This window comes from Candidatus Zixiibacteriota bacterium (genome assembly GCA_018820315.1).
GTDB lineage: Bacteria > Zixibacteria > MSB-5A5 > JAABVY01 > JAHJOQ01 > JAHJOQ01.
This window is the reverse complement of record JAHJOQ010000063.1, coordinates 1-11316: the sequence shown is the minus strand read 5'-3', so window position 1 is coordinate 11316 and position 11316 is coordinate 1. Positions and strand designations below refer to the sequence as shown.

The following is an 11316-nucleotide window of genomic DNA, read 5'->3' as shown; positions in this document are numbered from 1 at the left end:
TTTTCCACTCGACTTTCCAAATTACTTACATTACTATTCCTCATGAGCGTGTCCTCCTGCTCGGATAAACCCGAGTTCTCTTGTTTACTATTAAGAGGATACGCTCATTCTATTCTATCCACAACTTTTGAATATATCTCGTGTCAATGGCGCAGCTTGCATCAGCATCTCCGCTGTTAAAATGCCAGGGCGGGCAGCCTCCTGCGAATATATACGCTATCAAGTATACAGCATCGTCAATATCTACCGCTCTTGATCCATTAGCATCACCGTACATCATAGCTGGCGGGGCGGGTGCGGTGAGTGTTACCGCAAGATCCTGATAATCCGGTTCCCAGGCAGAATACCACGTATCAAGCACGATCGAGCCCGGTACGATGTTAATTTGTGCTGTGGAGTCTGGACGTACGGGCAATTTGAACTCGCAAATTAGAACACCGCAGTCGAGCGCCACTAGGGGGCAGAAATACTCAACTGTTCCTTGTTTTGCATCACAATCGATGCTGACGTAGAGCAATTCTTCATACGGACCGCATTCATCGGGAAGGGGAAGGCAGGGAAGAGGTGACGCCACCACGGAATCGATGCACGTGCTTCCCGACCACGTGAATTCGAATGCTATGTACACTACGAAACCTTCAGGGTCGTGATTAGTCCAGAGTTTGAATCCGACCGTTGCATCAGTGCAGGCGTTGTCCGCGAAAGTCGGTTCAAGGAAGTACGCAGAGTCAGGTGCTCCGTAGTCCTGAGCGAACGCCATGCTCCCCGCTATCAGCGCTCCGCACATGACAAGCAGAAATCGAAGCGCAATTGATTTCATCTCCACCTCCCGTTTTTCGATGCAACCAAAGACCGACATCCTGCCGAGCGGTATGACAGGCGTTATCATGAATCTGTGGATGGCGGTGTCTACTTCATAATTTACCCCCCCCCTCTTAGTGTCAAGGATTATTTGGCATTTTTCGTGTCATCGGGCACCCTGCGTCGTGCTGGATCGAGATCGCCACGTCGCTCGACGACTCGCTCCTCGCGATGACGACGATTGGCGACTTTGGTGCCTTATTAACAAGCCCCTTGGCTGTGGGATTGCTTGCTAATCACATTCCAACAGCAAGCTGTGGGGCCCCCAGCTTACACGCGCTGGAAGGAACCCCTTCCTTCCAGCATTGAAAAGAGCCGTCAGGAAAGGGTTCCTGACAGCGCAGAAATGTCATAGCGAGATGCTCAACATTCGCCGAGAAATCCAACGAATCTTCACGGTTTCGCTTGACATTCTATGAAAAAACATTTCATTTGCGAAATATTTCACATACGGTAATAGGGCCGTTTGAGGAAGTGGAGATTATGAAAGAGAAGAAGCTTACAGGAAAGCCCGTGACGAAGGCTAGAGGCAGAGTAGGTCGGCACGGAACGACCAAGGTGTCAGCGTTCGATAATGCGATGAAGCAGTTCGATCGCGCTGCCCGAATTCTCAAGCTTACAGATAATCAGATCGCGGTCATCAAGGAACCGAGGCGAATTACCGAAGTGAAGCTACCGGTTCGCATGGATGATGGTTCGATTGAGATTTTCATTGGGTTCCGGGTGCAGCACAATATTGCGCGTGGTCCTGCAAAGGGTGGGGTTAGATTCCATCCCGATGTCGACGTCGATGAAGTAAAGGCTCTTGCGTTCTGGATGACCTATAAGTCAGCCGTCGTCGGTATCCCGATGGGCGGGGGCAAGGGCGGAGTAGTGGTCGATCCCAGGAAGCTTTCGGAGCATGAACTCGAGCGACTCGCTCGCCGGTATTTTGCCGAATTGATCGATTTATTCGGACCGGATCGCGATGTTCCCGCGCCGGATGTTAACACTAATCCTCGCGTGATGGCTTGGTTCATGGACACATACAGCATGCATCACCGCAACCATATACCTGCTGTGGTCACTGGGAAGCCGGTAGCGCTGGGTGGCTCTGAAGGTCGTGCTTCTGCTACGGCACAAGGAATGGTGTATGTCGTTAGAAGAGCGGTCGAGCATCTCAAGATTAGTCTCGATGGAGCGACGGTGGCGATTCAAGGCTATGGCAATGCCGGTTCGTTTGCTGCCACTCTCCTTAAGAAAGATGGCTGCATAATTCAGGCGATCTCCGACATTGATGGTGCTTTCTATTCGAAATCGGGTATTGATCCGGAATTTGCTGTCGAACATGTGGCAAGATTCGGGACGCTGAAAGGCTTCGAGAAGAAGGCCGCGGTCGAGAAGCTCGATGATCCGATGAAGCTTCTTGAGCTGCAGGTTGATGTACTGATCCCGGCGGCCCTCGAAAATCAGATCACAAGCAAGAATGCACGCAGGGTAAAGGCGAAGATCATTGCCGAATGCGCTAACGGCCCCCTAACGCCCGAGGCGGACGATATTTTCGAGAAGAAAGGAACTTTCATAATTCCTGATATCCTGTGTAACGCGGGCGGAGTGACAGTATCGTACCTCGAGTGGGTGCAGAATAGAATGGGATATTACTGGACTGAAAGTCGGATACAAGAAGATCTGCAGCGCATAATGGATGACTCATTTGCGCTGGTTCTGAAGACTTCGCTTTCGTACAAAGTCCCGATGAGGACGGCGGCTTTTATCGTCGGAATCAAGAGGGTGACGGAAGCAGCGGAGCTGAGAGGATTGTACGCATAAGCACTTGATTTGATGTGCTCGACATATTACTCTCCTTCAACGTCTGAGTAAGTAGCGATTCGTTTGGCTCCAGAGTCCACACTGGTACCGTATGAAAATAATAGCATTACGCGAAATACAGACCCAAATCGTTAATCTCTTGCTTTGAAGGAGTGTGTGATGTCTGAGTACATCAACGGTATTTTTGAGCAGGTGAAGCAGAAGGACGCCGCACAGCCGGAATTCCATCAGGCTGTCGAGGAAGTCCTCACATCGCTGGCCCCAGTGATTGAAAAGCATCCGAAGTACAGAGAAGCTGGCATTGTTGAGAGGATCGTCGTTCCCGAACGCGTAATCCTCATAAGAGTGCCGTGGATCGATGACAGCGGAAAGGTGCAGGTCAATCGCGGTTTTCGCATCGAGATGAACAGCGCAATCGGCCCCTACAAAGGCGGTCTGCGGTTTCATCCATCTGTCAATCTTGGCATCCTGAAGTTTCTTGCATTCGAGCAAGTATTCAAGAACAGCCTCACTACTCTTCCGATGGGTGGCGGCAAAGGCGGTTCCGATTTCGATCCTAAGGGAAAATCGGACAATGAAGTTATGAAATTCTGTCAGAGTTTCATGACGGAGTTATGTCGACATATCGGCCCCAACACCGATGTCCCCGCTGGTGATATTGGCGTAGGTGGAAGAGAGATCGGTTTTCTTTTCGGTCAGTACAAGAGAATTCGCAATGAATTCGTCGGTGTGCTCACCGGCAAAGGTCTGAACTGGGGCGGCAGCCTCATACGGCCCGAAGCGACCGGCTATGGTACGGTTTACTTTGCCGAAGAGATGCTGAAGACCAAGGGCAATTCCATCTCCGGCAAGAAGGTTTCCGTCTCCGGATCCGGCAATGTCGCCCAATATGCCACTGAAAAGGTCAACGATCTTGGTGGCAAGGTGATCACGCTCTCCGATTCCGCCGGATACATCGTCGATGAAAGTGGCATTACACCTGAGAAACTGGCGTGGGTAATGGAGCTCAAGAACGAAAGACGTGGAAGGATCAGAGAATACGCCAGTCAATTCCCGAGTGCGAAGTACTTCGAGGGAGCCGGTGTGTGGAACGTTCCTGTCGACGTGGCGCTGCCCTGTGCAACTCAGAACGAAGTCAATGCTGATGATGCCAAGGAGCTGCTGAAGAATGGCTGCATCTGTGTCGCAGAAGGCGCAAACATGCCATCGACTCCCGAGGCTGTGGACGCCTTTGTGGCGGCCAAGATTCACTACGGCCCCGGCAAGGCTGCCAATGCTGGCGGAGTCGCCGTTTCTGGTTTAGAAATGTCGCAGAACAGCCTGAGGCTGAGTTGGACCAGAGAGGAAGTGGATCAGAGGCTTCTCGGTATCATGCAGGCAATCCATACCGCTTGCAAGGACACTGCTGAAGAGTATGGCGAACCGACTAATAATGTGCTTGGCGCAAACATTGCAGGATTCATCAAGGTGGCTGATGCCATGATGGATCAGGGCGTCGTGTAAGCGTTCAGACTGATTCTAGTCGAAGATGGGAGCGGATGAATCATCCGCTCCTTTTTATTATGCCTCAGACCCAACAAAGCAGCGATGTCCGTGCATCTCTGACTGCAGGAATCCGGTGGCAGAGTGCTTCTCACGCTCAATTGGTGTGCTATTTTAGCCAATGCCAGTCTACTGCATCAGGTCGAAAAGGGCAAATGAGAAACGCCGGGGGATTCCCGGCGTTTCAATATCTGTCAATTGATGTTTCTGTCGGCTTAGAAGATAATCACAAACTTGCCGACCTGGTTGCCTGAAGACGATTCAACTGAGAATAGATAGATGCCGCTGGCGACGAGCTCGTTGTTTCTCGTCCTCATATCCCAGTACACTTTGGAGTCCCAATCTGAGTGGGTACCGGGATGATCAATCTGCTTGATCAGATCGCCATCGAGTGTGTAGATTCTGATGGTAGCTTCTGCCGGCAGATTCACGAAATGGATCTGCCGCGAGTGGTCGACAAATCCCGTTTTGTCTCTGTCCTCATAGCCGGCGCGGATGTATTGTCCGTCACCGTAATAAGGATTGGGATAGACCTCTACCTTCAATCCCCGACCGGCAACCGTTGCCGCATCATTGATCGCCCACAATTCTACCACATTGGCCAAAGGAGAGCTCTCCTGTGCTTCAATGCCCTTGACTTCACCGAAGTTCTTATTGAACTCGCCGAAGTCGAAAGCAGTCACTCCGAAATAGTGTGGAACCGACGCCTGCAAGTTGTCTATCGAGTATTCATACTCCCAGTACTTGTGATAGAGAACTGAATCGCCGGTGCGTGGATCAATGTCCTTTACCCAGTATTCCGCAATCGTGGAATCGAGAATCGGGAGGATAAGTCCCTCATCTATCTCTTCGGCATAGGTCTTTCTAATACCTGTCTGGGAGAGAATCCTGGCGCCGTCAAGCCAGCCTTCGATTGACTGATTCCAATCGGTCGCCTCAAAGCAGTAACTCTTTCCATCAGCCTCGAATCCAGTTCCGACTGTATTTGCGCAGAGCCAGTCTTCGGGAATGAAGCTGAGCCCATATTGTTGCTGGAGCGAATCGCGCGTGAGCGGAGGTTCGCTTGTTGCCCACGCGTTCTTGAATTCATCCCAACGATATCTCTTGAAGTCGTCAAAATCTCTTGACTCGAGACGCGCCATTGCCGACGAAGTTCTCACCTTGCCCCAGTAAACACGATAGCCTTCAAAATCGCGCACGTGAGTGAACGGATCGACAGCAGTTTCAGTGATATAGCCATTCCATCTGAGAAATGCCTGCTCGTATTTCGTTTCATAACGCAAGAGTGGTGGTGGAGGTGCTGTGGCGGCTCTGAAGTCTGGTATACCGTCTCCTCTGTACCAGGCGGTATCCGGTTCAGCACCCGGATTCTCCACTGTGTCGACTTCAGACAAGCAATACTCACCCCTGTAGTCGATGCCGTCCGTGGGGTCCGAGTCGACTCCTGGATTGTCGTACACCCATGAAGCCCAAATGGCATTCTCTCCAACATCACGGAAATCAAGGTTGGCGTAGAAGGTGTTTGGGTCATAAGTTCGTTGCATGTTATTGAGGTTGTTGGTCGGGTCTTTGTGCAACAGTTCTCCGGCAACATAGGCGCACGTTATCTGGAGAGAGTCGCCAACGTCAACATTGAATGGCCCAAACGAGAGCAGAAAACGCGTGTCACCACCGTTGGCTATAGTCAGCGCTACAGGACTCGGCGGGAGCCAGCCCACATCAGAGAAGTCATACGCCGAATATATCTGGTCGTAGTCGTGCTCGCCGTTCGATAACAGATAGTACTTGTTTCTGTCACCTTCCGGAGTGCCCTGACCTCCGGTGCCGAATATGCGTTTCGTAGCATCGAGCATTGGACCCCAGTCGAGCTGCGGACTTCCATTGCCCTGATACCAGTTAAAAGATACCTTCTTGTCCTGTCCGGGTGCTCGCATTACCCTGGTTCCGAGCATGCCGGTAGCGCTTCTGTAATCATAAGCATTGTTACTGGGATCACCGTCAGCATCACAAATGTATGTCAGGTCGATGGTGTCCTCGAAATCGGGACAATCGACAAGAGCGGAGGGGCTGGTTTGAAGGAAGCCGCAGATGTCATCGGACGCTCTATCATTTCCGCCGATTGACTTATGGCCAACATCACCGTCAGAATAGATGCCAACGTAAAGATTCTCAATCTTCCTGAGGCCTATGTTCTTGACGCTGTAGTCCAGCAGTATGAAGTCCTGCGCGTAGTCGACACTCCATGAATAAGTCCTCTGTGCCACTTCCACACCAATCGGCATGTATATGCGGCCATCCCAATCATCCGGAGTATATCGCGCATCCACCAGCGTATCTGAGTACACCGCGTAATACTCCAGGTCTGACTTTGCATCTTCGGAGAACGCTGGATCGGAAGGTCTGTTCGATGCTTTGATGATACCGCATTTTGGATCGCCAGCCTCGCCACACGGGTAGAGTTCATTCACCCTCTGCCATCCATCTGCGCCAACCGATACCAATGTATCCTCACCGACGACAGCGCCGATCCAGAGTGCTCCCTGGAAGAGGTACTCTACCAGCGAGCCTGCAGGAAACTCTCCTGACGGTGCGGACAGCCCTGTCTCGCAGTCTCTCTGTCCGCCATCCTCGCTTCCAAAGAACCCCCAGTTCGAAATACAGAGCAGAAGGTTATTGTAATTGTGGACGCAATTCATAGTGTTCGGAGGTTTTGTCTGTGAAGGCTTGAAGAAGCCTTCTTCCGTCCGAGGATCCCTTGTTTCTTTCGTCCTTGCAAAAGTTTGCGCGTGCAGCGAGATCAAGATCAGCATTGCCAACGCAAGTAGTGCCGTTTTCCGCATAATTTAGACTCCCAATCAAAGGTTCTGATTATTCAACGTCGTACAAATAGTAAGATTCATTTTGATAGTTGTCGTACATTACCATCCCAGTTGTACGATCGTCCTCAATATATGGACGCAGACGACCGTGAACCGTCAAATCTAAGTAACATGATTTCCATTGTCAACCGGAAAATATTATATCGTACGAGTTCGCAACCGTTTACGTCGGCAGCCGACTCTGTCGTCGGGTAGGCGTTCCCAGATAGGTGGTGATTCTCCAAAATGGCATCACAGCAGCTGATTCGCGGCTTTCTTGATCGTATCTGCATCAAATCCGCATGCGCATTGCCGGATATCTCCTGAATTGACATCGGGAGGTTGTTCGCACACAGGTGCGCCGGGACGCAGCTACATCTGCGGCAAACGGATCAATCACCTGGGAACCCTTTCATTTCATCCGTATTCTATCAAAATAGGCAATCTGGGGCTGAAGTGCCGTGTTATTCGGTTGCTCTGGATAGTAAGTCCGGAGTGGGTGCTCTCGCGCTGATTCTGACTCTCCGATTGCAGATAGGGGCTTGACGATCTGGAGAAAAAGGTTATTATTAATATAGGATCATGTTCTGCACAGTGCATTGTCGACATTCACATTGTAGCGCACACGGACAGCGAGGGTCAAGTTATGGAGTCCGATATCAGAATCGTCAGGCGTCATGTGTACCCACGAGGTACCCGGATAATATGTTTGGTCGCAGTATCTCTGCTGTTCTCGGTTCCATCGGCGACTCCAGCTCTCGCGGTTGAACCGATCCTCAATCTGAGAGTTGAAAACATCGTATTCTCACCGGCCGATTCTGTTGTGACTTTCGAGATCATGATGAATTCAGTCGAGGACTCGGTTGCCGGAATAGAGGTGTGGTTGACCATGGCTGCGCCCTTCACATTGCGATTCCACGAGTCGGAACCGCTAGATATTGCCGGATCTACTATCGAGGATTGGGAATTTGTCTCGTGGAATTTCCTGGGTAGTCCGGGAGGCGTGATGAAGATAGTCGGTCTGTTTGACTATCCGTCAAAAGGCGATGGCTTGCCGATTCCGCCATCGAATGAACCGCAGCTTCTGTGTACAGTTCGCGCTCAACTGATTGATCCGATGCCGGACACTCTCTGCGACTTTACGGGGTCTGTATACGTGAATCCAGCATTCACCAGGTTCTCGACCCCGGTCATTGACGGTATGTCGGAACTTATCGGATACGATATCTGGATCGAGTACGATTCCACATTTGAGAACTGCGTCGAATGGGAGGGTGATTCGTGCGTGGCATGGGCAGACACGATCGTAGAAGAGATTCCTCATTCTGCGCCGAATTTCGAACTGCTGAATTATCAGGATGGGCAGTACAGAATAATGTGCTATCTGTGCGGTGATGCCGACGGTAGCGGAATGGTTGACATTGACGATCCGGTGTTTCTGATCGGCTACATATTCGGGGGAGGCTCTGCTCCTGAGCCACTTGAACTGGGGGATGCAGATTATAGCGGTCTGGTCGACATCGATGATGTGGTCTATCTGATAACCTACATATTCGCTGCAGGGCCAGATCCCTGCGCGGTTTTCTGATCACACTCGTCGCTTGATGGAACATTTCTGACCATCTTCCAGTTTCAGTTAACGCGAACGCGGCAGGCCGCCGATTCCAGAGAACAGGGGGAATGCCGCTGATTCTGAATATGGGAGGCGTTTTTTCCGCTGATTTGGAAAAAACTTCAACAAAGGACTTGACAGCGGAGTTGCTACGCATATATTCAAACGCTACGTGAGAAATCACGATGGTTCTTTGAAAACTAAATATCGAGGTCTGACCAAAGAAATTTGAGTCAGATACGTCTTTCTGTAATTTCCGAGATACGAATACAGAAAGCCGAGCGAGAAAGAGTGTCTTTAGGATTTTCGATCAAGTTACTAAGGGCATGCGGTGGATGCCTTGGTACAGGCAGCCGATGAAGGACGTGATAAGCTGCGATAAGCCTCGGTTAGCTGCAAATAAGCTTTGAGCCGGGGATTTCCGAATGGGATAACCTGGGCCGGTTATGCGGACCCATCTCATACTGAATACATAGGTATGAGAAGACAACCGGGGGAATTGAAACATCTTAGTACCCCGAGGAAAAGAAAACAACCGTGATTCTCCAAGTAGCGGCGAGCGAACGGGGATCAGCCTAAACCGATGAGCACGTTAAAGGGTGCATCCGTTGTGCCGTCGGTGTCGCGGGATCTGGTCTGAGCGAAGTGCAAATAGCTCAAGAAGTTACAAAATACCTGTCTAGCCAAACACTCCTGGAACGGAGGGCCATAGAGGGTGATAGCCCTGTAGGCGAAAGGCACGGTATCTTCTTGGACCAGTCTCCCAAGTAGCACGGGACACGAGAAATCTTGTGTGAATCTGCCGGGACCACCCGGTAAGGCTAAATACTTGCCTGTGACCGATAGTGAACAAAGTACCGTGAGGGAAAGGTGAAAAGTACCCCGGAAGGGGAGTGAAATAGTACCTGAAACCGTATGCCTACAAGCTGTGGGAGGCGACGTATCGTCTTCGGATGATACTTAGCTGACCGCGTGCCTATTGAATAATGATCCGGCGAGTTACTTCTCTGTAGCAAGATTAAGGTAAACACTACCGTAGTCGTAGCGAAAGCGAGTCTTAATAGGGCGATTAGTTGCAGGGAGTAGACCCGAAGCCAGGTGATCTACGGATGGCCAGGATGAAATCTCGGTAAAACGAGATGGAGGTCCGAACCCACCAGCGTTGAAAAGCTGGGGGATGAGCTGTCCGTAGGGGTGAAAGGCTAATCAAACCTGGCGATAGCTGGTTCTCCCCGAAATGTCTTTTGGGACAGCCTCGTGTTAGTGTTGCGGAGGTAGAGCACTGATTGGGCTAGGGGCCGAAAAGGTTACCGCCCCCTATCAAACTCCGAATGCCGTATACATGATGCACGGGAGTGAGCCCGTGGGGGATAAGCTTCACGGACAAGAGGGAAACAACCCAGATCGTCGGCTAAGGTCCCCAAGTTACGCTGAGTGGTAAAGGATGTGAAATTACTCAAACAGCTAGGATGTTGGCTTAGAAGCAGCCATTCATTTAAAGAGTGCGTAATAGCTCACTAGTCTAGTGATTTCGCGCCGATAATTCACGGGACTATGCGTAACACCGAAGCCGCGGGATTCATTCTTCGGAATGGATCGGTAGGGGAGCATTCCGCCTTAGATTGAAGGTGTGTCGTAAGACATGCTGGACGAAGCGGAAGAGATTATGCCGGAACGAGTAGCGATAAAACGGGCGAGAAACCCGTTCACCGAAAACCTAAGGTTTCCTGAGGAAGGTTAATCCGCTCAGGGTTAGTCGGATCCTAAGCCGAGGTCGAAAGGCGTAGGCGATGGAAAACAGGTTAATATTCCTGTACCAGCTTGAACGCGTTATACCTATGGGGTGACGCAGGAGTGAAGACCAGCCCGGTACCGGTTGTCCGGGTCCAAGCATGTAGGGGGGAGAGGCAGGCAAATCCACCTCTCCATACTCCGAGATGCGATAGGGAGAGCCTAGCTCATAAACTGGTCGTAATCAGACTGCCAAGAAAAGCCTCTATGGAAGTTTTCAAGCTGTCCGTACCGCAAACCGCCACAGGTAGGTGAGGAGAGAATCCTAAGGTGCTCGAGATAACCCTCGTTAAGGAACTAGGCAAAATGGCCCCGTAACTTCGGGAGAAGGGGTGCTCCAATTAGGTAGAGCTCTTCGCGAGCCGAGCTGAAAGGAGTCACAGTAAAGTGGCCTGGATGACTGTTTACTAAAAACATATCACTCTGCAAAGCCTCATAAGGCGACGTATAGGGTGTGACACCTGCCCGGTGCTGGAAGGTTAAGAGGAGGGGTTAGTCACTTCGGTGGCGAAGCTCAGAATCGAAGCCCCAGTAAACGGCGGCCGTAACTATAACGGTCCTAAGGTAGCGAAATTCCTTGTCGGGTAAGTTCCGACCTGCACGAATGGCGTAACGATCTCCCCGCTGTCTCTGATGTGGACTCAGCGAAATTGAATTCTCCGTGAAGATGCGGAGTACCCGCGGTTAGACGGAAAGACCCCGTGCACCTTTACTGCAGCTTCAGAGTGGCATTAGGAAAGAGTTGTGTAGCATAGGTGGGAGGCTTTGAAACTTGGGCGCCAGTCCGAGTGGAGCCATAGGTGAAATACCACCCTGCTGTTTTCTGATGTCTAACTTCGCACC

General features: G+C 51.0%; 5 protein-coding genes and 1 rRNA gene. 4 read left to right on the top strand and 2 right to left on the bottom strand.

Annotated elements, in window-relative coordinates; translation table 11 throughout:
- Positions 1–109: 109 nt before the first annotated feature.
- Positions 110–820: a hypothetical protein gene (locus tag KKH67_05865; GenBank protein ID MBU1318710.1), complete on the bottom strand. Its 711-nt coding sequence runs from the start codon at positions 818–820 to the stop codon at positions 110–112.
- A gap of 524 nt (positions 821–1344) precedes the next feature.
- On the opposite strand from KKH67_05865, the gene KKH67_05860 reads away from it, so the two are divergent.
- Both KKH67_05860 and gdhA read left to right on the top strand, forming a co-directional pair.
- The gene (locus KKH67_05860; protein MBU1318709.1) at positions 1345–2670 is read left to right on the top strand and encodes a Glu/Leu/Phe/Val dehydrogenase; all 1326 of its coding nucleotides are present in this window, start codon (positions 1345–1347) and stop codon (positions 2668–2670) included.
- A gap of 159 nt (positions 2671–2829) precedes the next feature.
- Positions 2830–4173 carry an NADP-specific glutamate dehydrogenase gene (gene gdhA / locus KKH67_05855; GenBank protein ID MBU1318708.1) on the top strand — a complete coding sequence of 448 codons (1344 nt, stop codon included), beginning with the start codon at positions 2830–2832 and terminating at the stop codon, positions 4171–4173.
- Positions 4174–4427: 254 nt separating this feature from the next.
- Here the strand turns inward: gdhA and KKH67_05850 are convergent, their stop codons facing one another.
- Positions 4428–7052, bottom strand: coding sequence for a T9SS type A sorting domain-containing protein (locus tag KKH67_05850; protein ID MBU1318707.1), 2625 nt, complete (start codon positions 7050–7052; stop codon positions 4428–4430).
- A 727-nt stretch (positions 7053–7779) separates the two neighbouring features.
- Here KKH67_05850 and KKH67_05845 point away from each other — a divergent pair.
- Both KKH67_05845 and KKH67_05840 read left to right on the top strand, forming a co-directional pair.
- Positions 7780–8658, top strand: coding sequence for a hypothetical protein (locus KKH67_05845; protein MBU1318706.1), 879 nt, complete (start codon positions 7780–7782; stop codon positions 8656–8658).
- Positions 8659–8990: 332 nt separating this feature from the next.
- A 23S ribosomal RNA gene (locus tag KKH67_05840) occupies positions 8991–11316 on the top strand; the annotation flags it as partial.

Coding starts and splice junctions, on each gene's coding strand:
- KKH67_05865 (MBU1318710.1), bottom strand. CDS start 820: ATGAAATCAATTGCGCTTCGATTTCTGCTTGTCATGTGCGGAGCGCTG.
- KKH67_05860 (MBU1318709.1), top strand. CDS start 1,345: ATGAAAGAGAAGAAGCTTACAGGAAAGCCCGTGACGAAGGCTAGAGGC.
- gdhA (MBU1318708.1), top strand. CDS start 2,830: ATGTCTGAGTACATCAACGGTATTTTTGAGCAGGTGAAGCAGAAGGAC.
- KKH67_05850 (MBU1318707.1), bottom strand. CDS start 7,052: ATGCGGAAAACGGCACTACTTGCGTTGGCAATGCTGATCTTGATCTCG.